This window comes from Vibrio sp. 947 (assembly GCF_033339115.1).
Lineage (GTDB): Bacteria > Pseudomonadota > Gammaproteobacteria > Enterobacterales > Vibrionaceae > Vibrio > Vibrio alginolyticus.
The window spans coordinates 229,590-251,031 of record NZ_JAWOTX010000007.1 but is presented as its reverse complement, the minus strand read 5'-3'; the positions used below and the strand labels follow the sequence as shown (position 1 = coordinate 251,031).

At 37.3% G+C, this 21,442-nt stretch carries 22 protein-coding genes; 8 read left to right on the top strand and 14 right to left on the bottom strand.

The window, feature by feature from the left end; translation table 11 throughout:
* From R7Q39_RS11750 to R7Q39_RS11730, 5 genes are all read right to left on the bottom strand, one after another.
* Nucleotides 1-744, bottom strand: a complete 744-nt coding sequence (locus tag R7Q39_RS11750; RefSeq protein WP_053318387.1) for a hypothetical protein — start codon at nucleotides 742-744, stop codon at nucleotides 1-3.
* Between the two features lie 130 nt (nucleotides 745-874).
* Entirely contained in the window at nucleotides 875-1,132 is a 258-nt protein-coding gene (locus tag R7Q39_RS11745; RefSeq protein ID WP_318076317.1) for a hypothetical protein, read from the bottom strand.
* Between the two features lie 98 nt (nucleotides 1,133-1,230).
* Nucleotides 1,231-1,746 carry a hypothetical protein gene (locus R7Q39_RS11740; RefSeq protein ID WP_273981623.1) on the bottom strand — a complete coding sequence of 172 codons (516 nt, stop codon included), beginning with the start codon at nucleotides 1,744-1,746 and terminating at the stop codon, nucleotides 1,231-1,233.
* A 67-nt stretch (nucleotides 1,747-1,813) separates the two neighbouring features.
* Nucleotides 1,814-2,338, bottom strand: coding sequence for a macro domain-containing protein (locus R7Q39_RS11735; RefSeq protein WP_118895295.1), 525 nt, complete (start codon nucleotides 2,336-2,338; stop codon nucleotides 1,814-1,816).
* Between the two features lie 40 nt (nucleotides 2,339-2,378).
* Complete coding sequence (locus R7Q39_RS11730; RefSeq protein WP_318076316.1) at nucleotides 2,379-4,433, bottom strand: ATP-dependent helicase; 2,055 nt, start codon at nucleotides 4,431-4,433, stop codon at nucleotides 2,379-2,381.
* A gap of 102 nt (nucleotides 4,434-4,535) precedes the next feature.
* Between R7Q39_RS11730 and R7Q39_RS11725 the strand changes: the two genes are divergently transcribed.
* Together R7Q39_RS11725 and R7Q39_RS11720 are read left to right on the top strand one after the other, a co-directional pair.
* Complete coding sequence (locus R7Q39_RS11725) at nucleotides 4,536-5,555, top strand: hypothetical protein (protein ID WP_318076315.1); 1,020 nt, start codon at nucleotides 4,536-4,538, stop codon at nucleotides 5,553-5,555.
* Between the two features lie 63 nt (nucleotides 5,556-5,618).
* Nucleotides 5,619-6,980 (top strand): hypothetical protein, encoded by a 1,362-nt coding sequence (locus R7Q39_RS11720; RefSeq protein WP_318076314.1) that lies wholly within the window; start codon nucleotides 5,619-5,621, stop codon nucleotides 6,978-6,980.
* A gap of 34 nt (nucleotides 6,981-7,014) precedes the next feature.
* On the opposite strand, the gene R7Q39_RS11715 is transcribed toward R7Q39_RS11720, so the two are convergent.
* Both R7Q39_RS11715 and R7Q39_RS11710 read right to left on the bottom strand, forming a co-directional pair.
* Nucleotides 7,015-8,229, bottom strand: a complete 1,215-nt coding sequence (locus R7Q39_RS11715) for an IscS subfamily cysteine desulfurase (RefSeq protein WP_318076337.1) — start codon at nucleotides 8,227-8,229, stop codon at nucleotides 7,015-7,017.
* Between the two features lie 101 nt (nucleotides 8,230-8,330).
* Nucleotides 8,331-8,651: a hypothetical protein gene (locus R7Q39_RS11710; protein WP_318076313.1), complete on the bottom strand. Its 321-nt coding sequence runs from the start codon at nucleotides 8,649-8,651 to the stop codon at nucleotides 8,331-8,333.
* Nucleotides 8,652-8,957: 306 nt separating this feature from the next.
* Between R7Q39_RS11710 and R7Q39_RS11705 the strand changes: the two genes are divergently transcribed.
* Nucleotides 8,958-9,560 carry an outer membrane beta-barrel protein gene (locus R7Q39_RS11705; RefSeq protein ID WP_053318381.1) on the top strand — a complete coding sequence of 201 codons (603 nt, stop codon included), beginning with the start codon at nucleotides 8,958-8,960 and terminating at the stop codon, nucleotides 9,558-9,560.
* A gap of 56 nt (nucleotides 9,561-9,616) precedes the next feature.
* Nucleotides 9,617-10,387: a hypothetical protein gene (locus R7Q39_RS11700; protein ID WP_318076312.1), complete on the top strand. Its 771-nt coding sequence runs from the start codon at nucleotides 9,617-9,619 to the stop codon at nucleotides 10,385-10,387.
* Here R7Q39_RS11700 and R7Q39_RS11695 read toward each other — a convergent pair.
* Nucleotides 10,317-11,732, bottom strand: a complete 1,416-nt coding sequence (locus R7Q39_RS11695; protein WP_318076311.1) for a hypothetical protein — start codon at nucleotides 11,730-11,732, stop codon at nucleotides 10,317-10,319. The genes R7Q39_RS11700 and R7Q39_RS11695 overlap by 71 nt on opposite strands.
* Before the next feature lie 286 nt (nucleotides 11,733-12,018).
* Here R7Q39_RS11695 and R7Q39_RS11690 point away from each other — a divergent pair, with 286 nt between their 5' ends.
* Together R7Q39_RS11690 and R7Q39_RS11685 are read left to right on the top strand one after the other, a co-directional pair.
* Nucleotides 12,019-12,582: a hypothetical protein gene (locus R7Q39_RS11690; protein WP_045592849.1), complete on the top strand. Its 564-nt coding sequence runs from the start codon at nucleotides 12,019-12,021 to the stop codon at nucleotides 12,580-12,582.
* A 13-nt stretch (nucleotides 12,583-12,595) separates the two neighbouring features.
* Nucleotides 12,596-13,546, top strand: coding sequence for a hypothetical protein (locus tag R7Q39_RS11685; protein WP_318076310.1), 951 nt, complete (start codon nucleotides 12,596-12,598; stop codon nucleotides 13,544-13,546).
* 39 nt (nucleotides 13,547-13,585) lie between these two features.
* On the opposite strand, the gene R7Q39_RS11680 is transcribed toward R7Q39_RS11685, so the two are convergent.
* The 4 genes from R7Q39_RS11680 to R7Q39_RS11665 form a co-directional block, all read right to left on the bottom strand.
* A complete protein-coding gene (locus R7Q39_RS11680) occupies nucleotides 13,586-13,771 on the bottom strand; it encodes a hypothetical protein (protein ID WP_094132139.1) in 186 nt (61 codons plus the stop codon).
* 43 nt (nucleotides 13,772-13,814) lie between these two features.
* Nucleotides 13,815-14,234, bottom strand: coding sequence for a hypothetical protein (locus R7Q39_RS11675; protein ID WP_318076309.1), 420 nt, complete (start codon nucleotides 14,232-14,234; stop codon nucleotides 13,815-13,817).
* Between the two features lie 2 nt (nucleotides 14,235-14,236).
* Nucleotides 14,237-14,797: a 3'-5' exonuclease gene (locus R7Q39_RS11670; RefSeq protein WP_318076308.1), complete on the bottom strand. Its 561-nt coding sequence runs from the start codon at nucleotides 14,795-14,797 to the stop codon at nucleotides 14,237-14,239.
* A gap of 79 nt (nucleotides 14,798-14,876) precedes the next feature.
* Nucleotides 14,877-16,166 (bottom strand): WGR domain-containing protein, encoded by a 1,290-nt coding sequence (locus R7Q39_RS11665; RefSeq protein WP_318076307.1) that lies wholly within the window; start codon nucleotides 16,164-16,166, stop codon nucleotides 14,877-14,879.
* Nucleotides 16,167-16,372: 206 nt separating this feature from the next.
* Here R7Q39_RS11665 and R7Q39_RS11660 point away from each other — a divergent pair, with 206 nt between their 5' ends.
* Both R7Q39_RS11660 and R7Q39_RS11655 read left to right on the top strand, forming a co-directional pair.
* Nucleotides 16,373-16,726: a hypothetical protein gene (locus tag R7Q39_RS11660; protein WP_318076306.1), complete on the top strand. Its 354-nt coding sequence runs from the start codon at nucleotides 16,373-16,375 to the stop codon at nucleotides 16,724-16,726.
* 99 nt (nucleotides 16,727-16,825) lie between these two features.
* Nucleotides 16,826-17,164, top strand: a complete 339-nt coding sequence (locus R7Q39_RS11655; RefSeq protein ID WP_318076305.1) for a hypothetical protein — start codon at nucleotides 16,826-16,828, stop codon at nucleotides 17,162-17,164.
* Between the two features lie 19 nt (nucleotides 17,165-17,183).
* Here the strand turns inward: R7Q39_RS11655 and R7Q39_RS11650 are convergent, their stop codons facing one another.
* Nucleotides 17,184-19,016: a DEAD/DEAH box helicase gene (locus R7Q39_RS11650; protein WP_318076304.1), complete on the bottom strand. Its 1,833-nt coding sequence runs from the start codon at nucleotides 19,014-19,016 to the stop codon at nucleotides 17,184-17,186.
* A gap of 65 nt (nucleotides 19,017-19,081) precedes the next feature.
* Nucleotides 19,082-21,442: a hypothetical protein gene (locus R7Q39_RS11645; RefSeq protein WP_318076303.1), complete on the bottom strand. Its 2,361-nt coding sequence runs from the start codon at nucleotides 21,440-21,442 to the stop codon at nucleotides 19,082-19,084.

Sequence of the window (21,442 nt, the reverse complement as noted above, 5' to 3'; positions counted from 1 at the left end):
TTAGCTACCCTTACCGTATGCTGATGCTCTTGCTGTTGATTTGAAAAATGCGGCTCTATTCGATGAAAGCTTCTGTGAAGCTACCGATTTAACCTTGTTCTGATAAGCAGCATTGTTCGAGTAGTAAGCTGATCCATTACTATGCATGAGATAATGTAATCCGCCATTGTATGAACCAGAATGATGATATTCGGCATTGTCATTTACAAGAATGCCGTTCATATCAGTCAAACGTGTCACCTTTGTTTCTTCTGCATATATCATTCGACCATCTATGATTTTCTTGTAAATTGGTGATTGTGTTTTATCATCCATTTCAACAAACTTTTTCATCTCATCACTTAATGGACTAATCTCTTTTAGACTCTTTGTTGTGTATTTATACAAAGTAAGGATGGACTTATTATTCTTATGAAATGCAACAACTAGCGCTCTGTTACCGTTTTTATCAACGCCCCAATAGGAAAGGTAGTAATCTTTAACGTTGTTTCTTGCAATTTGATTAAACTGAGTAACAAATTCCTTGTCTAGTGACATTATTTCAGACTTTGCTTTTTTCAAATCATAATCAAATTTACGCTCAAATTCCTTCTCCTTTTTAAGCTTTTCAGAAAAACTATCTATCGCCGCTATAGAGCCAACAACAACGGCTGTCGCTACACCGCCTAAAAATAGCGTTTTGCCAAAACCACCACCCTCTTTTCTTTTTGAAGGGTGTGAAGAACTATACTTATGCCTTTTCATCGTAAGATCCTTTTATTATTGCTTTATTTATTTGGTTTATTAATTAATTTCGATGATTATAAGTTAGTCTTTAGGTAAAGTTCAACCATTTGTGGTTTTATATGTTAAATAAAAAGCCGCTAGTGCGGCTTTATGAAAGAAGAGTCTTGTAGTAAGACCTAAGCTTTTTAAGTGTGATGTCTGGACTGTCTGTTTGAAACCATACTTTACCAACACCTGTGGTACATATGGAATAGTTTTCATCCAGTACTGTGTAAACATAGTCTCTGTCACCAACCTTCATTATGAAGCTTGGTTTGCTGTTTGGGTGTTGTATTTGATACCAAGTCCATTTTGAGTAACCCTCGTCCATAAGGAAGTTTTCAATTTTGATTCTATTGTCTAGCATGAATATGAACAGTGGGTATGAATATCGAGAGGCGCGGATTATTACATTTATATTAAGATTAGTCCACTATGGGGAAAGTTTCATAAAAAAAGGAGGCGCTAAGGCACCTCCAATAGTTCAAATGATTTTATTGCTACCTTTTTACCGCTAAGTAATTGGTATTCTTTTTCACGATCCCCGTAAAGAAAATCGATGCGTGATCTTAATGTTTCTTCCCAATTGATAATCTCACGGTCATATTCAATTGTGATTAACACTTCAAAATCACCATCCCTTTTTTTTACGCACGGTGTAGTTTGAGGGTTAGAACTCCAGAATATACCAAATTCATCCTGTAGTTTGAGCTTGTTTGGTGAATTTGTATACACGCTTCTATAGAGATAGTCTGGATCTTCCTCTTGGATATCTCGGAAAATCTCATTTGCTTTTTGCTTAAGGTAATTGCGAATCTCTTGCTTTCGGAGCTTAGAGTCTCCGATAAAGTCAGTCAATTCTTGATCTTCAAAATACTCATATATTGAGCTTCCATGATGCGACCATTTACCTGTTGTTGAGATTTCGTCAATTACTTCGTTTGACAGTAGATATTCTAAAAAATCATTAAGTGTTTTCATAAACATTCCTCCGTATGGGGAATGTTTATCCAGGTCTATATTTGTTAAAAATGTAAGTGTTCATGATTTAGATGCAACCTAGCTCTTTCAATTTAGCTTCATCTTTTGGGATGTAGTAAATGGTAAGATCGCTGTCTTTAAATGCTTCTTTAATTATTTTCTCTATCACTATCCAATCACCGTTAGCCCATCCAGCGCCAATCAAAGGGATGCCGATTTTCTTACCTTCGAAATCCTTACTGATTTGTAGTAATGCTTTTCTGATTGCTCTGTAATCGGCTAAGACATATCCCCTACCACCCTTCACTTTTGGTTCATTGTTTCTCCTGGCAATGAAGTGGTATTGGGTGTAGGCGTTTACAACAACTTTTCCGTTTACTTCACAGTATGTGTACGAGCCTAGCTTTTTCTTGTCACCAACAGTTGTTTTTTTGTCAGCGTCAAGTGCTTCTGGAACTCTCTCAAGTATCTGTTCTGCTAGACCCCTGCCAAAGCTGCAAAAGCAGTTGCAACCTTGCACAAGTACGTCTATTTCATCCTTGATTAGCAATGCATCCAGAATGTCTTTTTTCACATATTTTAGTTTCTGCATGGTATTTTATTCTCTTTATTAATATGGATAACGGTCTAATTCAATAGCCTTTGTATGTTTTTCCTTGTGCGTAAATTTTGTATTTACCATCAGAAACCTTAAGCGCATCAAAGTTTAGTTCTTCTAGGAAGTAACTAGAATCATCATCAACTCTCCAGTCTGCCTTGCAGCCAGGTAGAATCGATGCCATGACTCCATCAGCTACTGTTGCGAGATGAACTTCTTTCATTCCACGCGTCATGCCAACATAGAAAAGTCTACGCTCAGTTTCATAGTCTGTTCTAACGTCTTTCTTTTCATAAGGCCATACGTTTTGAACAACTTCTGGCATATACACAACAGGCCACTCAAGCCCTTTGGCTTTGTGTACGCTGCTTATCACGATACCTTTAACACTATCGCTTGATGACTGTACTCTGTAACGCATTTCAGACAACGATTTGTAGCAATCTTTAGCTGAAGTTTTGTCATTTTCAATGTATTCCAATATTGCCATGTATCTGTCAATCGCTTCTTCCTGAGAGGAAGCAGTAATTGAAGCGTAACGTATTCCGTCTACAAGCTTTGTGTCTTTTGCATACTCCCGCAAGATACTGGAAGCTGTTGTATTTGGGTTATTGCATTTTATCGATAACTGTTTAAAAGTTTTAATCAAATCTAGCAGCTTAATCCGCATGTAGCTGTGAATTTTTTCATCAATCAGAAGCTGACAGAATCTTTCAAAGTTTATGTTTGGCATATCCTCAGCTTTCTTGAGAGCTTTTTCATAAACTTGAGCTTCAATTGATAACACTGGAAACTTAAGAATATCTTGATACAGTCTAAGTCTAGCTTTGTGCTCTAACGCCATGTCTTCATGTGCGACTTTTGCAAATACCGCTGTAGCACCACGAAACTCTCTTGAGTTTAGACATGTATTATCTGATGTGATCTTGTATGGTATATCGCTTTTAATAAGCTCTAGTTCCAGCTTAACTGCGTTAGAATATACACGAACAAGAGCAGCAATATCTTGGTACTCATACCCTTCTTTTACTTTTTCATTGATTAAATCAATAAAATCACGACCAAAGTTGTTACTAAGTCGAAGGAAAACCTTGGTTCCTTCATCGAAAGCAGAGACGCACTCAGAATCAAATCGTTCTTTGTTGTTCTGAATCAGATTATTCGAAAGATCTGCTAATGCACTTGAGTAACGGTATGTTTGAGGCAGATTGTAAAATGTATGCTTAGGGTAATTCATCTTAAACTCATTAAGCATAATACTTGGGTCAGCGCCAGCGAAAGTAAAGATAGATTGGTCAACATCACCACATGCTATTAGATTACCTTCAGTACCAACAATGTAATCGAGTAACTGGCTCTGCGCCCTGTTGCTATCTTGATATTCATCTACGATTACAAACTTCTTCTTGTTCGAAATCCATGCTGCCCAAATGGGGTTTGCCTTCAAAAACAGTACAAGATCGTAAATCAAATCAGAGAAGTATCTCACTCTCTTTTGTTTTCGCTCTTCTTCAAAGACATCAAAGGCATCCACAAAAAATCTGAACTCTTTCTTGATATCAAAAGCGTCAAATGCTTCGTCTGGTGGCAGTAACTCAGCCTTTACGTAATCTACAAAACTTAAGAATTCGTCAGCAGCTTTACTTGACTTACCTTGAAGCTCTTTAAACTTCTTCTCGTCACATGACTTTCTCAAAGCTTTTAATGCTGCCAATTCACGAGCTTTTTCAAACGTTATTAGTTTATGAGGTGGTATAACCCCTTTTTTCTCAAGAGCTTGAAGTGTTCTGAAGCATAGAGAGTGATAAGTTCTAATTGTTGGAATATCACCTTTGTAGCCATACTCTGCCGACAATGATGCTAACTTTTCTGCAAAATGCTCACTTGCATCTTTACCGAACATTAAAATCAGCATATCTTTATCTGAAAAACCATCTTTGAACATACAGTGAATTGTATGCGCTAAAGTTGTTGTTTTACCAGAACCTGGAGCAGCACTTATAAGCGCGTGTCCATCTCTATGTTTAGTTACTTTTGATTGATTGTTCGATAACATTTCGTTCGTTCTTTGGTATACGTTATTACCCATTAATTTATATCATAAAGCCTTCATAATCAATTGTTTTTTATATGGCATATTAATTGTGCGCGTGATATATTTTACAAAACTGAAAACAATAAAATTATCAATATGAAAATTTCAAGAATAACACTATTAGCCTTAGCCAGCTTTGCTTCAGTCACCAATGCCCAAAGCGAAGTTGAGATTGAAAAGAGCTACCCATCACCTGCCAACATGCTATCGTCACTGATTGTTTCTCCATACTCATTTAATAGTCAGCATCTTAATAAAATGATCTTCTTCAGAGGTGGTGAGTCAATGTTCTCCTGTGACCATAGCGATAAGGGGAAGCTCGTATTTGCAGATGTCGAAGGTGGTAAAGTTAATACTTTCTCAGGATATGACTTACCATCACCTAAAGCCGCAGTAGAAATGGAGCCAGATCTCTATTACACACAGGTAAAAGACATCATGTCTAAGATGAAGATTAATAACTGCATAGATGTTAATTTGGCACCAATCATTGATTTTGGTTACGGGAATAGAAGCTATTTTCAAAATGATAAAATTTATCAAAATCATATTGATGCATTTGTAAAAGCAAATAAAGATTCTGGTGTTAAAATTACATATAAACACTACCCTCCCAATAAATTTGTCGAATTGACAGATGAAGAATCGAAAAGCTTTAATGAAGCTAAGAAGAAATGGGCTAAGAATCCAGAAAACCTCAGCATGGGATACTCTGAGGTTGAGTATGGGAAATACATTACAGGTGAATTTGAGTCAGAATCTTCAGAAATGCTTAATCATATCTCTAAAGGATTTGATAGCTCAGATTTGATTATGTTGGACAACAACCTTTATGTTGAATCAGGGTTCACACCTTATGTTGCATCAGAGTTACCTCAGAAAGACCATTTTTTGAAGTCATTTCCAGGTCTTGTTATTACTGATGATCTTTATCAACTAAACCTTGATAATATTGATGTTGTTAACGTGTTTAAGAATTCCGATTTATTTATTATCACCTCTTTAGAAGATACGAAAAAATTTCATAAGCTTATGATTCACGCGATGGCATATGATCGTGATTTAATTGTTCAACTCAAGAAAAAGTACGACAGAGTACAAGAGAGATTGAATTGATATTCACCTGCTTTATGCAGGTGTTTATTTCTGATACAATTAAATAAAAATGGAATCAATTTTATGAAAGTTTGGATTAGAGAAGCCTTAGTTCCTAAGCTTCTTAAAAATGCAGATAAGCTAATTAAAAGAGCGAATAAAATCGGCGCTGAACCCATTACTATTACGCCGACTGGTGAAACTAAACTTGACTACTCCGCCTTTAAGCGTGGAAGTCTTAGTAATGGTTGGGATGATGATGTAAGGTTTGCGCGAATCAATGGCAAACCATTTGTTGGTATTCCATATATTGAAATGGAAATCGAAGGAATCATGCCTGTTATTCAAGGCTGGGAGTTCTTTGCCAAGATCAACCACATGGGTAAAGATAAAGAAAGCGGTGAATATTTGAACATTGTTGAAACTTCACCATTTATTGGTCAGCAGGCTGAATTCGAATCAAGCATTCAGGAACATCAAGGATGCGCACCCAATTGTCAGCATTGTGATACGGTGAGAAGAAGAAGTACCACCTTCCTCTTGCGAAATATTGAAACCAAAGAAATCAAACAAGTAGGTAGTACTTGTGTGGACGATTTCCTTGATGATGATACTTTGTCTAAAGCCCTATTCCACTTTAACCTAAATAGGCTTTTCGATGAGATCGATGAATATGAAGGAGACTATGATTATGGTCGTGGTCAATATAGATATCATATCGAGCCTGTAATGGCATTAGCTTGTTATTTTATTAAGGAATATGGTTTTGCAAAATCTGATGAGGAACCGTCAACAAAACAAAGAGTAATGAATCACTTGATGCGTTCAGGTAAGAACTTTGATGATGAAGCTCTTAAAATTCTTTATCATTACGCGGCAGAAATTGAAAACCAATATTTGAATGATGCTAAAGAAATTATTCAGGAAACTTTAAATAACCCTTCTAAAAATAACTACATCCACAATTCAAAAGTGATCATGAAAACAGGGTATGTGGATATTATGACAGGTAGCGCGTTAGGCATTGCTGTATCACTGCCAAAAGACTTTTATACGAATAAGGCAAAAGCCGACCTAACCTTCAAAGAAGAATTCTTTGGCGATGAAAAAGACCGTGGAGTCTTAAAGCTTAAATTGCTTGAGAAGTATGATAGGTATGATACTGCGTACCCATATACCTCTTACTCATTTGTTGATGATAGCGGATTAAGATTCTCTGCTAAATCCTATTTCCAGTCTTACATTGAAATGGATATAGGTAAAACATACACAATGAAAGCAACGGTTAAGGGACATTACACGCACGATGACGGAAGAAAGTCTACGAATATAACCAGGATTAGTGAGTTGGAAGAAGTGTCACCAGATATTCCGACACCAGAGTTTAAGGCTCCTAAAAAAACCAGAGCCAAAAAGAAAACTGCTGATGCTGGTTTAGGCATGTAAAGATAAAGGCTGAGATTATTCTCAGCCCTTTTATTTAGTGATTAACCCATTCAACTGATTTTAGGTCAACACCATCTAAATACATATCCCACAAAGGCGATAGCTCTCTTAATCTTTTAACAGCAGTTTTTATTGTTTTAATTAATTCATCTATGTCGCTATCGCTTGTTTCTCGTCCAAAGCTAAATCTTATTGAACTATGTGCAACTTCATCATCCAAGCCAAGCGCCCTTAATACATATGATGGTTCCAGTGATGCCGATGTACATGCGGATCCACTAGACACTGCGAACTTGTCAATTGCCATTAGTAATGACTCCCCTTCAACAAATGGGAAGCTTATATTAATGATATTAGGCAAATAGTATTTACTGGAACCGTTGACCTGAATAGGTTCTATGTCGCTGATTCCAGTCAATAGTTTATGTCTTAATCTCAGATACTTGATTCTATCCTTAAATATCCGTTCGTAGGCGATTTTGGAGGCGACAGCAAACCCTGCTATTTGATGCGTTGGAAGCGTTCCAGAGCGCATTCCTCGCTCATGACCACCACCAAGCATTTGAGGCTTTATTCTAATACGAGGTTTTCTACCTACATAGAGAGCACCAATTCCTTTGGGTCCATAAATTTTATGAGCTGAAATAGAGAGAAGGTCAATTTTTAGATTTTCAACATCGATGAGTAATTTTCCATATGCTTGAACTGCGTCAACATGAAAAATCACCCCTTCAGATCGCGTTAGAACCCCAATCCTTTCAATATCGTTTATAGTCCCAATTTCATTGTTTGCAAACATAATGGAAACCAAGATTGTATCAGGTCGGATATGGTCTTGTACGCGCTCTACCGTTACTCGACCATCTTTGTCTGGTTCGATATATGTCACTTCAAAACCATCAGCTTCTAGCTGACGACATGTGTCTAGAACGCTTTTATGCTCTATCTTGCTTGTGATTATGTGCTTACCTTTCTTTTGATAAAACTGTGCAGCGCCACGAATTGCTAAGTTATTTGCTTCTGTAGCACCTGAAGTCCAAACGATGCTTCGAGGATCGGTGTGAAGGGATTTTGCTATTTGTAATCTTGATTCTTCAATTACTTTTTCTGCATTCCAACCAAAATCATGGCTTCTTGAGGCTGGATTTCCGAAGTTATCAGAGTATCCTAAGTGCTTGACCATCTCTTCGATAACTTCTGGCGCTACAGGAGTAGTTGCAGCATAATCCAGGTATATTCTTTTATTAATATTCATAAACTCACCTTTAATACTTGACCATTTTAGTCGGTTATTTTTTGGAAGTATATCGAATATTAATCTCAAAAAAAAGCGGGAATTTCCCGCTATTTTTATCCGAGTTTGGAAAGTTGCTCTTTTAGCATTTTTTCAGGATCGTACTTATCCTGGCTTTTCTCACTTGCGCATGTTGTAGAAGGTTCAGGATGATCTACATTACCTAAAGCCATTTCTTTTAATCGCTTATCGTAGGCAGATTCAATATCAAGCTCTATACGAAACCTAGTTCCAGAGTCGAAATCCTTATGGTCTTTTACAGCATCAATTGCGCCTTCAACCATTTTTTCAAGCGTATCTTCTTGCTTAGCCCTACGAAATTTCATCAGGTAATCATTCATGTGATGACCTTCAGGTATATCTCTACGGATTGCCATATTATTCCATTTTATCAAAGCCTTTGGCTGGGGGTTTAGTATGGCATAGATGCCATACATGAACAATGGTTTGCTTGTCTCTGTTGATCTTTTTGCAGATCGACAGTTGACATAACATTGTGATTACATCAAAATCTGTTTTCGAAAATAAAGTGAATGCAAAATCTGATGTTTTAACGACATTTTTTATGTGGCTCTCAATGTTTTACTGAGCATAAGCTCTTACTAATTTTGTTGACTTGATCTTGTAATTCACTCAAAATCAAAGCTTAAATAAATCTAAAATTAACAATAAAAGGTTCTTTTATGAAAAAAGTATTTCTAGCAGCAGCTCTTGCTATGGTTAGTGCAACTTCTATGGCAGCAAGTCTTGGTTATGATAGCGTTTACGCGAAAGCTGGTACAATCAATGCAGATGGTGCAGATCCAACAGCGATTACTATTGGTCTGTCAAAAGAGCTTGCTCATAACTTTTACGGTATTGCTGAGTACACAAATGTAGATTTCGATAGCCTGAAAGGTCTTGATAAGTCTGATAGCTACCAGCTTGGTCTTGGCTACCATACTCGCATCCATCAGAACATCGATCTTTACACTCAAGCGGGTATCTTCAATGAAACTATTGATGAACTAAAATACGATGAAGACCTTGGCTTTGCTCGCGTAGGTTTGAAAATCATTGCCGCTGAGCATCTGAATTTTGATGTATCCTACGGTAGCACATTCGGATCTGATTATGCAGAGAAGAAAGATCTTACTGCAAAAATGGAATACTTCGTGTCGAATGAATTTGCGTTTGGTGTTGAGTACAGCCACCAAGAATACCTAACCGACTACGGTCTATTCCATGCTGACGGTTCGGATGACGCAACAGGCAAGGTTTCATTCGTAGCAAGCTACAACTTCTAAGTCTGTTTAACCTAATGGAGGGGATTAATCCCCTCTATTTTTATCAAGTATAAAAAATGAGCGCCGATACTTCTTTTATTTTAAACTCTTCCATTCTCCTAGCTTCAGCTAGTCTTGTCGTTGTTACGATTGGGTCTTCTGTTTATTTATCCAAAAGACAAGAAAAATCTAAGCAAGTAGACTCTCGTGTTAGAGATATTAATTTAAAAGTTAATAATCTTATGCGGTCATTGACAGAAGCTAAAGCGATTGGTTTCGGCACTGTGCCTGAGATTGCCATTTATGCTCGTATGATTCTTCTCCTAGAAGAATCCATTTCTCTTAAAAGCAATAAGGAGCTTGAGAAAGAGGTGGATTTGATGCGACATAAAATAGCTGAGTTATCCTCTAACTTTCAAAGAACCAAGATCCGACAGTTCAAAGACCCAATGCAGCTATCTAAGGTTGAGAAGACCATTACGGTAGTAAAGCAGTGGATTTCTCAAGCTTTTGCTAAAGGATTTGTGGTAGTAAATCAATTCCATGAAGAGGTGGATAATCTCGAAGACTCTAAAGTTACTATCCGCGCATTTCTGATGATCAGCCTTACTAAAAAGCTGCATCAGGCGAAAGCGTTTAATGCTGAAATGCAAGCTATGAAAACTAAAGAGTTTATCGAGATGAATGACTTTTTACGTAAAGAGTTGTTTCTTACTAGCATCAATAAAATCTTAACTAAAATTGAGAAAGAAAAGCTAGAACTTGAGCAAGAACGCTCTAAGACCACTGAAATCCATGATCCTCTTGCAAACTTTGAACGAACTTTGAAGTCAAAAGATCATCTTTAATCATCCATTCTTGAGTTGAAGGCTCGTATTTTCTACTATTTGGATCAACGTTCTTCTTAATTAAGTCCACCAGCATTGGAGAATACGGGAATTTAATATAGACGTTATCCCCTTCTCTACGCAAAGACTTTAGATTTTGTGTTTTGTTCGCATCTTTTTTAGGTGCGGATTTTCCAGAGCTTCCATCAGCTACAATATCTTTGTTTAACAGATTGTTCTTGAGTTCAACTATATCCTTATCCCTCAGATCGCAATTAATACTCTGCATAAACGAATATATGCTCCTAAGCCCCTTCTCGCTGAAAACAGCAAATGTATAGGTGTTACCATCTCTCTTCATTGACAAGCCCTTTCCTGGAGCTTTAGGGATGGATAAATACTGCTTTTCGTCAGTGATCGTGACAGTTTTCCCTGATACTGTTTTATGGAAGTAATCAGGCTTAACCATCTTAGGTTTAGCTATGTCCATGAATTGTCTTAGGTTGACAGGCTCACCATCAACTTTGAGCTTAAACTTAAGTGCATTAGCCAATGTTATTATGACTCTATAATCTGAAAGGAAAGCCATTTGTGCAACAGCCTTATTCTCGTCTTTAATGTATTCGTATCGAGTAAGCTTCTTTGCTTCCTTGTAAGTGTTTCTCGCTTTGATTTCTAAAGTGACAGGTTCAGAATCTTCAGAAGTTTTTAGGAAAATGACATCTCTCTCATCGAATCCAGATCGTAGTAAGTCATTTAGGGTCAACTCTCCTTCAAATCCTTCACGCAAACGGTTATATGCGCCTTTACAAAAATGGAGGTTATCTAGCCCAATAAGCTTCTTAGCAATGTACTCAAAGCCCCTACAGTAAGTATTTTTGACTATCCATTTTGTATTAGTTTCGCCTTCAACTTTTTCTGCGTTAAGGAACTTGAATGCATCATCGACATTTGGGGAGTATTTGATGTCGTTGTATACCAGGATGAATGCATCTTCACTGAATAGCACCAAGTGCTTTTCATTGATTCTTTCTCGCAGCTTATCTCGAACATCCATAAGAACTTTTGGGATGTCTTCTTTCTTCACGCCTTTGAGTTTCTCTTTGTAAAGTTCGCTTATGCTGGTCTTAAAGATGCTTTCTAGTTGAGTTTGATATTTGAAAAGGATTGCCCAGCAAAAGGCGTAGTCAAGCTCAGTCCACTCATCCAATGGTAGTGCTGCAAGATGATGCCCCTTTCTAGCGTCAGGTTTATTGAAGCCCAAACCATCTTTTTTTGCTGCCATGTCGCAAACAGAAGATAGTTGATTAACAGCTATACCGATAAGTTCCTGCTCGGTTTTGTTAAACAGGCTTGAGCTTTCCATGTTGCATTCCTAGATCAGGAGTTATTCTTCATCTACAATTTCATTTTCAAATATATCAGGATTACTTTCTACATTGATCTCAGGTAGATCTTGTTCATTGTTATCGTAGGACTCATTAAAGGTGTTGTTATTCATAACTTTTTCCAAATTTATTATATTTAATATTAAAAATTTTGTCTATTTTACAACCATACGAGCATAAATAAAACAAATAAAATTGATCTTTACTTACAAATTAGTATACTCCCTGAAAAATATTAAAAACATAAAAAAAAGAAGAATAATAATGAAACAAAATATTGAATCAGCCTACTACTCTCTTGCAGGCGGTATAAAGATTGGTAATGGTTTGAGTTGCAGGTTATTGAAAGAAACTGATCCTGATATACAAAATTCAATGCTTGTAAATTCCGTCATTACCACATCAAAATACTCTCATATCCCTGTCTCTTTATCATCGGATGATGGTTTATTTTGGCAACCTTGCATCATGCTATACAAAGATAATTCCCCAATTGGATATATGGTATTCACCTTCAATTGGGGTTCAGAGTATATGGATGAGGGATATTACCAACAAAAGCTAACTTTTGAGCTTAACTACATCTACATCCTTCCAGATCATCGCGGACAGTCGTTTTTTAGTACATTTATTGATTCGTTCTTAGACTGCTTCCTTGAAGACTTACACAATGATCTCATTTGCTCAAGATTCTTTAATGTCCAGCTTGCATATCACGCAGAATACGCATCAAAGGAAGGAAGACACATTGGTTCTCGCTTCGTAGAAGCGTTTGAAGACTTCTGTGCTGATCATGACTATGAATTTTTAGATCTTACCGACTGTTAAAAGGATATTTATAATGCTTAATAAATTTTTCTCATCCAAAAGTGATTGCGAGCAGCCAACGATAGATTTTGGAATTTGTAGGTACGATACGATTCGAAAGCGTTCATTATATGATTCATTGTTTTGTAAGAAATCAAAAACTTGGAAGTTGCCAATCAGATTGTTTGATCAGGGTTTATTTATTATCGGTGATAGCTGGGGAAACTCTGGGCGGGTAACGTTTACTAATGCTTACGCAAAAACCTTGCTTGATTATGGTGCGAGAGTTATCTATATCACTGAATCATTATCAGGACTAAACAGTGATTCGAAAGGTAATGAAATATTAGAAAATATGCATGAGCAAATTGGATTCAAAAATCTTCAACATGACGAGGTTTTAATATCTGAGCTTTCTGGTGAATTCGATCCAAAAACCTTTGATAAGGGTGTAAAGTTATCTATCATAAAAACTAATCCAGGATGGCAATATAAAGACGATATGGCAAAGGGGTTATACAACACTAAACTTATATCTCTTTTAAATAAGATTGCAGAGTCTGGTATAGCAAGCCATGATACACCATTAAACAAACGTGAAGTCGTTGTGATACTTGAAGAATCGCAACCCTTAAATGAATCAACCAGAGATGAGCTTGAGAAAGCAATGTGCTGGCTTAAAGGAAAGGGTTTTGGATTAGTTGTATCTACAGATGACACAAGAAGATACAGGGGAATCGTTAATTCTTTCGGTCACTATGCACTTTTTAGGATGGATGACCCTTATGAAGAAATGTGTTCTCATAACTTTCTAAGGCGTGATAATAGTCATTCTTGTTCTGGATTGAATCAGTATGTTTCACGTATTGATAGTCGCGATATTAAGAACCTTAGAAAACATGACTGTTTTTTTGTTTCAAGATTAAAAGACAACACTGATGTGAATATGTTCTTTGTAATGCTTGATAGTGACAAGCTTTCATGATTATAAAAAAGCGCTATAACATTTTATAGCGCTTTTTGCTTAACAAAAGGCTGTTTCATAAATGACATGGTACGCAAACTCATGTGCAGCTTCTGGTTCTAATCCCTTGCCTATTGCCCATCCCAATACAATTGAATACCAGTATTGGCTTCCTGTAGGGTCTATCTCTTCCGTTTTATCATAGACTTCATCGAGATATACTTTTAAAAGTGCTTCCTTATCCATGAATATTTCCTTTTTATTGTTAATTTATTGAATTTCTCTGTTTTTACTTATTGGAATCAAGACCAACTTCAAACTTCTTATCTACAGCGCCAGGTATTGTTTCCCTGTCTGTGCGACAGATGCGGTAGTAATTATTACCGTTTGCATTATCCGTAATAACGCCTTTCTTATATGCCCACGGTGTTTTAGCAACCACGTAGCTGTTACAGAGGCTTTGAGGATCTTCTGACTCACAGATGGTTTCACCATCATAAACGAATTTGTAGATTATCCTCGGCTCTTCACTACTTTGATCTAACCCTTGGTAGAAATAGCTATTATCATCAATCTTGCAATCCCAATTAAGCTCATCAACAGCCTCTTTGAAATCGGTATACTGGTCTTTTACAGGGCTTTCTGCGTAAGCGTTAATAGCAAAAGTTGCTGCTAGTATGGCGCTCAGCCATAAAATGGTCTTTTTCATAATTACTCACCTTGTTGTTTGTTAATGTTGTTAGCGACACCAATAAGCTTTGTAAAGAGCTTAGCCGTGTTTTTCGCGTCCACTAATGCATCATGAGCCTTACCTTCAGGAGTAATGCCCCATTGCTTCAGTGCATCATTAAGCTTTATTTTTTGATTGGTTCCCATCAATGCTGAGTGAACCAAGCTTAAGTTTATAATTGATGTTGAAATTGGTACATCAATTCCTTTCAACTCGCACTCATTCTGAAACTGAAGGTTGTCTACCCCCCAAAAAACAAGTTTTTTATTCTTGATGCCATATTTGACTAATGTGTTCATCACCATGACTAGAGGACTAGCAGATTTAACTTGTTTTGGAGTTACGCCTGTAAGCTTTGTGCAGAATGCGCTTACTTGGTTAATGGTTGGCTTTACGAACAGCATCTTTTCAGACACAAGTGAACCTTGAGCGTTCAACTCGACAATTCCAATTTGAATGATTTCTGGCACATAGCCTTTTGGTGTGGTTTCTTCACAGGTCATCTCTAAATCAATGACTAAGTAGTTATCTTTATTGGTCACAATCCTGCCTTTATTAATTCTCTTTTCTATTAGCCTATATACTTAAAAAGGCTGGAAAAATCCAGCCTTTTTTTATTTGTTAATTAAATTCAACCAGGTATTTTGGTCGGATTCGATTCAGATCAAAAACAATCATTTCATTGTTCATTACTGAAGACTCACCTGCTTTCGCGAATACTGAGTCATGTCCGTCTTTGTGCAGGCTAGAGTCTGAATATTCAGGGACAAAGTACTCACCCATCGCTACATCACATAGGAACATGTAGCATGTGTACTCTTTCTTGCCTGACCAGAAGCCTGCTGAGTAGTTCAATGACTTAGTTGAGTTATTAGAGAAGTACACACCATTACCAAACATGCGCCCTACTACGTGACCCGCAGTCTCTGGTGGGATAATAAGACCATTCTTAAGAATAGATACCACGTTACCAGCACGAGTACCATGCCATAGCGTCCAAACGTTTTTCTGCTCAGACATTTTATTTTCTTCAAAGCCTTTCGTCATATGGTCAATAGTAACTTCGAAAACGCGCTTAACACGCATGTTTGAAGAGCTGTGGTATGACGATTGATTTGATTGGTAAATTTTCTTAATTTCATCGATTACAGTCTGATCTTCAACAAGATTAACTGAACAACCAAACAGTTCAGGTGTTGGTTGATTCTCGCGTTTTTCTTTTACTTCTTTCAGTAATTGCTCGTTGATTTCATCAAGCTGCTCTACTGAGCTTCTAAGGTCGGCAATGATACCAAATTGCTTATCGATTTTTTCTTCTGTATCGAAGAATGTTTCGATAGCGAGTTTTGATTTAGCCTTTTGAGGAATAAGCATTAGGTAATCACAAAACATCGTTCTTACGCTATCTGAGCTAAAATCATCTTTCTTGAAGAATGGCACCATTTGATTTAGCAGCTTTTCCGCTTCATCAATAATGTGTGCATCTACGAAACCAAGTGGCGTTTTAAATAGTCCTAGCTCATCATCGAATTCAATTTCAGTGTTAGACACGATGTTGTGGATGTTCTTCTCGATTAGCTGATCGATAAGTTCAAAAATGACAGACTCGTTATTTGTGCGGATTTGCTCGCGAGCAGCTTTGCGAATAATGTCATTTGGCTTGAAGTTGCTTTGTACAAGATGAGTCTGGTCAATGACTTGCAGTTCACGATACCCATCACGGATTTTAGAGCGTTTTTTCTTTTCCAGCTCTCTTTCCGCAGAGCATTCAGACCCCATCATTTTGGGATGTTGAATCTGACCTCTCGTACCTACTCGTCCATTATGGACACAAAAACTGGAGCCGTCAGTCCAAGCTTTCCAGAATTTGTTGTTGTTATTATCGAGATCAGTTTTAACAAGTACTATCATCTTTAATTCCAATTTTATTTATTAATTAATTGCTTACTTTTGCCGCTGTGGGCTTTATTAGTAGCGAATTATATTTTATTTGTCATTTAAATACAACCATTCAAACTGGCTCAATCTCACAAAAACTCTTGCTGACCAAGTTGTTAGTTGTTATGATTTAGAAAAATACTAAACAATAAATTAATACAATAAATAATAAAGGTGTTATGATGAAAGGTATCCCATATTCTGTTGTGGCAGCATCCACAATAGCCATTTCACAGCTTGCTCATGCAGGTGTGAAGGTAGATAATGATTACAATAAAGAGCAAGTTGATGATTTGATGGTTAATGATATCATTGGCGCATTAAATGCAACTGAATCCGAATCTGAATTCTTTATCGATAGAGATATTGCGGAAATGTTCGCGGTTGATGGTAAGATTGAAGGGCTTGACATAGAAGCGTTTCTCGCTAATAATCAGTTTGAAGCAACAGCAGGAAGAACAGCTCAATGTTGTCATTCGAACTGCCATACTAACTGCCATAATAACTGTCACGGCAGTAGAAGTTGGCGATAAATCTTGTGGTTTTACAAGATTTCATTGTGAAGAACAAAAAATAAAAAAGGTCACTTCAGAAGTGACCTTTTTTTATTCTTATTAATAAAGGTAGTCAATGTGAATAAAGAAACTGTCCAATACAATCCTTTTAATACAGAAGAGGTAAAAGATATACTTGTACCCTCTTCAACCATTAATCCATTCCCTTTACTTACTACGATTGATATGAGGAGATTATTGTCACGCTTTGTACCACCAGCATTTTCTGAAGGTGTAAGATTTATTGATCCCAAGGCAGACCATTCACTCTATGAGCGGCTTTTCTTAATTAAAGAACTCTACGAGAAACGAACACCTTACAAGGCGTGGTATATCAATCTGAAAAAGGGGGAAATGTTGCCTAGAGGAAAGCGATTCAGAGCCATTCACAACAAGTTTAAAGCGGTAAAAGAATAAAGGGAGCCTGGCTCCCTTTTTATAGTCCACCACCCAAGAATTTCTTGAGTAAAGATTCCCTTCTTTGCTTTTTGTCTTCCTCTTCCTGTTTGATTGCATTACTGAAGCTATTCACTTTATTGATGAAATCTTCTGGATAGTCTTCGGTATCAACTTCATTGCGCTCCAAATACTCCACAAAAGTTTCATCACTAACAACCTCTTTCCATTTGTAGGTAATGTCATCATAAATGAATGTCATATTGGTAATATTACCATTCTTAAAACTCACCTCAGGAATGATGTTGTTCGCTTTAAGCATCTGGGTGTATTTTATCAAACCGACCTGTAGACCAATTTCAGTTCTTCTTACTGCTTCTTTGATAAAGTGGATCCCTAAAGCTTTTCTTTCTTTTGGGTGCTCAATCGCGATATTGCTAAGTTCTTCCTCAGCATCACGAATATCTTTAGCAAGCTTTTCCCGTATCGAGTCAAGGTTGTACTTCTCTTTAAGGATTGGGATCATTTCAAGCATTTCGTACCCAATTTGTTTAGAGAAATTGACAGCTTCCTCATTGTACAAAACCAAGGTTTCATCTAGTGGCGCAGCCAGGTATAAACCATCAGCTTTAGTCATCCTTGATAGCCCCACATAGGCTTGTCCACAACCAAATGTGCCTTGCGTTAAGTCTAGAATGGCTTTATCAAGCGTTTGCCCTTGTGACTTATGTATGGTGATTGCGTATGCCAGCTTAAGCGGGATTTGCTTCAAACTACCGTCTTCTTTTGGCTTAACAACTTCCTCATCGGTTTCTTCGCTTTTACCCACAGTGTATTTGAGCTGTTTCCATACATGCTCAGTGACTTTTACGTCTCCACCTCTATCCAACCTGACTCTTACGTAATTCTGCCCTAGCTCAATAACCTCGCCTAAATCACCATTGACGTAGGAACCTGTCTTGTTGGCAATAGCCATTACGCGAGACCCGACTTTAAGCTCTAGTTCTTTCTCAGCGATACAATCCTTAGGATTAATGTTCCCTTTAACAACAGCAGTATAAACCCTTGTAAAGCCAGCAACAGAATCAAGACCATCCCCATTATATTTATTCACCTGAGCATTTGTCGTACACAGCCGTAACGTTCCTGGAGGTGGTGGATTCTTGTTTGTAATTTGATTTATTGTATTCAGAGAGCGTTCAATCTCATGCCCCATACGGATGTTTCTTAGGGACTTAATGTAATATGAGTCAGAAGTACGCTCTGAACTGATTAGACTTAGACAAACGAATTTACCTGTCAGCCATGCATCAGCATTAAATGCGTACACATTCTTACCGTAGCGCTCTTGCAGCGCCTTTCTTTCCTCGTAAGTTTTCACTATAGGTTCAAGCTGACAGAAATCCCCAACTAAGATGATCTGACACCCTCCGAAAGGCTTTTTGCTCTTGTTTAGCTTTCTTAAGACAACATCGATGTTATCAAAGACATCTGCTCTAACCATTGAAATTTCATCAATCAGAATGTACTTAACCTTTTTTAAGAGTTGAAGCTTCTCTTTTTTAATCTTCTTAATGAAATCAATTGGGTCGATGTACCCAGTATGAAATGAGAAGAACGAATGTATTGTTTGTCCTCCTACATTCAAGGCAGACATGCCAGTAGGTCCCAAGACCACGAGGTTTGGGATGGATTTTTTTATTGTCTCTGATAGATACGATTTACCACAGCCTGCCGAGCCAGTGATGAATACATTCTTACCAGATGAAACAACCTGAAATATGAGCTGTTGAATGTCGTTTAAAGAAAGTTGCGCTTGTAGCGCATCAATTTTTCTTATTAGACGCTCTCTTTTTGCAGAATTCGTCAACATAGTATTTATTCATTTATTTTAATAGCATCAAATATTAGCATTTCTGCGAAATTTTGTATAGATCATCAAAGTTTTACGTCAGATTCCCAATAGTCATCTGTTACAGTGAATTTTGTTTCTTTTACTAATTTACCATCACTGTATGCTTTAACTACGTAGCTAGTGCCTGACGATAATTTTTCAAATAGAAAGAATCCATCTTCATCAACATTGGCTTTTACAGTCTTATTGCCAGATATGAATTCTACTTCATCAACAATCACATCAACAATATATCCGTCCACACCAACAACAGGAAGCAGCAAGAAATCAACTCGTGTAACTGTCGCGGGACGCGACTGAACATACACCTCATTCTCTTTAGGGGTCATGTTTACGTCTAGTCCAGACTCATCGATAAACACCTTTACTTCATCATCTGAGGGGATCCTTTCAAAAACATAGTGTCCATTGCTGTCTGAAACGGTTTTGTAGTTTGAAGCATAGAGAGTAATGCCCTCTACAGGCACTCTCTTGCCATCTTGCATGTAGTAAAGGATCCCTTCTATTTTGGCATTGCCAAAAGCATCTTTGCTCTTATGCTTTACGTCCTGACTGGGCTTAATGGTTGTTGATAGTGAAAGAGATGCAAAAACAGCATCGTTACTAAATCCAAGTTCACCTGTTAGGTATGGCGTGAAATTCCAATCTGCTGATAAGCGATAATCGATCTGCTCATCTGAGATTTTAAGCCTGGCGTTAACAAAGTTGTTTCTGTGGTCATTGGTCATATAGCCAATTTTACCAGTATACATATACCGAAACGTGGCAGTCAGGTTCTTGTTTGTTTCACTGTAATTGTAAGCAAGATCCAAGCTGCCTTCATCGCCAAGATTGTAGTTCAATCCAAGATTGTGATTCGTGCGGACAATATCTTCTGACTCCAAAGAAAATTCATACTTAAGTGTTGCTCTGTTGTTGAATTTGTATCGATTAATCGTATCGAATTCATATGATTCTTCTTTTAGTGTAAAAGTGTTTTCCTGATGGTATTTACTTAAACCCCAGTTCTGAGTGAGCTTTAAGTAACTATCATCAAATGAGTTTTCTTCATTAACATCCAAAAGTTCAACGTAAAATGGAGATGACTTAAAATAGTTGAAGTACCCTTTTAATAGGAACTTGTCAGAAGATATGTTTGCTTGAGTCATGAGCCAAGGTGATGGTTGCCAACCTGCGTGAACAACATAATCACTGCCTTGGTCAGAATTGAGTAGAGTTACACCTGCTGTTATACCATCTGAAAGCCCGAAACTATTCTTCAAAGCAAAGTTATTGCCTTCGAAATCTGCAAATAGCTCATAGTCCCATTCCCCTTTAGATAGTAATGATCCGCGCTCACCATTAACCTGTATGGTACGCTCAACATACGTGCCCTCTTTAGAAAGGATTCTTAAAGTGATGTTGTCACCGATAGAAGCCGATATCCCTTTTTCCTGAATTCGACCAGCATTGTCTGCGGGAACTGTTTTGAGGTAGAAACCGTTTCTGAAAATATCGACTTCAGAGTCCACGCCAACATACTCATCCAAATCAAAAGTATTCAAGCTCTCACTTAGCTCGATCTTGTCGATATAAATTGACGCATTGGTTGCCTGTAATGAGGTTAATGGTATGGAAGGGCTTCTGCCTTTACCATATGAGGTGTAATCAAACACCCGACCATTTGGCTTCTCATAGTTCCAATCGAACGAACTCGCGCCATCTACGACCTGTAAGCTGCCAAATAGAGAGCCTTTTTCAACATCCATGACAAACTCAGAAGAAAAGCCGTTAGAGAAACTTCCGTTGTCATATCTTACTGAATATTCCAACATCAATTCCTTCTCTAACTCACTAGGAGCAACGATTGCATCATGTTGCTCAGAAGCTTTGCGTTTTTCTTCTGAATTACTCATCATTTGAGTTCTTTGTTTTTGGATTTCATCTAGACGTTCTTTTTTAAGCTTAAATAGCGGCTGTAGAAACAGCTCGTATGATCTTAACGTCCACGTTGTGTTATAAGGCAAGCATTTAGATATAGCATCAAATCTAAACCAGTATTGTTCACCTTCAACAAGGAATTCGGATTCATCAAATCGACAAACAGAATCACCAAATTCATCGTAAGTTTCCATTGCATCAAAAGAGACGATTCTTTGGAATTCAGTATTTTCAATGATGCACATCTTAGATGATGGATTGCACTCAATGTTAGTATCTGACCAGTCTGATAGATTTGATAGTGATACAAATGGATTTTCATCATAATCCATTTTCACATGATGGAATGTGTAGAGTTGCTTCTTGAAGAGAATATCAATATATGAATCATCAAGCTCTCCAGAACAGAGAGCTTGATTGTGGTATAAAAACAATGCGCTTACTAATACTAGTCGCTTTTTCAT

What these genes read in the sequence shown, in the direction of transcription:
- R7Q39_RS11750 (WP_053318387.1), bottom strand. Translation starts at nt 744, where the DNA reads ATGAAAAGGCATAAGTATAGTTCTTCACACCCTTCAAAAAGAAAAGAG.
- R7Q39_RS11745 (WP_318076317.1), bottom strand. Translation starts at nt 1,132, where the DNA reads ATGCTAGACAATAGAATCAAAATTGAAAACTTCCTTATGGACGAGGGT.
- R7Q39_RS11740 (WP_273981623.1), bottom strand. Translation starts at nt 1,746, where the DNA reads ATGAAAACACTTAATGATTTTTTAGAATATCTACTGTCAAACGAAGTA.
- R7Q39_RS11735 (WP_118895295.1), bottom strand. Translation starts at nt 2,338, where the DNA reads ATGCAGAAACTAAAATATGTGAAAAAAGACATTCTGGATGCATTGCTA.
- R7Q39_RS11730 (WP_318076316.1), bottom strand. Translation starts at nt 4,433, where the DNA reads ATGGGTAATAACGTATACCAAAGAACGAACGAAATGTTATCGAACAAT.
- R7Q39_RS11725 (WP_318076315.1), top strand. Translation starts at nt 4,536, where the DNA reads ATGAAAATTTCAAGAATAACACTATTAGCCTTAGCCAGCTTTGCTTCA.
- R7Q39_RS11720 (WP_318076314.1), top strand. Translation starts at nt 5,619, where the DNA reads ATGAAAGTTTGGATTAGAGAAGCCTTAGTTCCTAAGCTTCTTAAAAAT.
- R7Q39_RS11710 (WP_318076313.1), bottom strand. Translation starts at nt 8,651, where the DNA reads ATGGCAATCCGTAGAGATATACCTGAAGGTCATCACATGAATGATTAC.
- R7Q39_RS11705 (WP_053318381.1), top strand. Translation starts at nt 8,958, where the DNA reads ATGAAAAAAGTATTTCTAGCAGCAGCTCTTGCTATGGTTAGTGCAACT.
- R7Q39_RS11700 (WP_318076312.1), top strand. Translation starts at nt 9,617, where the DNA reads ATGAGCGCCGATACTTCTTTTATTTTAAACTCTTCCATTCTCCTAGCT.
- R7Q39_RS11695 (WP_318076311.1), bottom strand. Translation starts at nt 11,732, where the DNA reads ATGGAAAGCTCAAGCCTGTTTAACAAAACCGAGCAGGAACTTATCGGT.
- R7Q39_RS11690 (WP_045592849.1), top strand. Translation starts at nt 12,019, where the DNA reads ATGAAACAAAATATTGAATCAGCCTACTACTCTCTTGCAGGCGGTATA.
- R7Q39_RS11685 (WP_318076310.1), top strand. Translation starts at nt 12,596, where the DNA reads ATGCTTAATAAATTTTTCTCATCCAAAAGTGATTGCGAGCAGCCAACG.
- R7Q39_RS11680 (WP_094132139.1), bottom strand. Translation starts at nt 13,771, where the DNA reads ATGGATAAGGAAGCACTTTTAAAAGTATATCTCGATGAAGTCTATGAT.
- R7Q39_RS11675 (WP_318076309.1), bottom strand. Translation starts at nt 14,234, where the DNA reads ATGAAAAAGACCATTTTATGGCTGAGCGCCATACTAGCAGCAACTTTT.
- R7Q39_RS11665 (WP_318076307.1), bottom strand. Translation starts at nt 16,166, where the DNA reads ATGATAGTACTTGTTAAAACTGATCTCGATAATAACAACAACAAATTC.
- R7Q39_RS11660 (WP_318076306.1), top strand. Translation starts at nt 16,373, where the DNA reads ATGATGAAAGGTATCCCATATTCTGTTGTGGCAGCATCCACAATAGCC.
- R7Q39_RS11650 (WP_318076304.1), bottom strand. Translation starts at nt 19,016, where the DNA reads ATGTTGACGAATTCTGCAAAAAGAGAGCGTCTAATAAGAAAAATTGAT.
- R7Q39_RS11645 (WP_318076303.1), bottom strand. Translation starts at nt 21,442, where the DNA reads ATGAAAAAGCGACTAGTATTAGTAAGCGCATTGTTTTTATACCACAAT.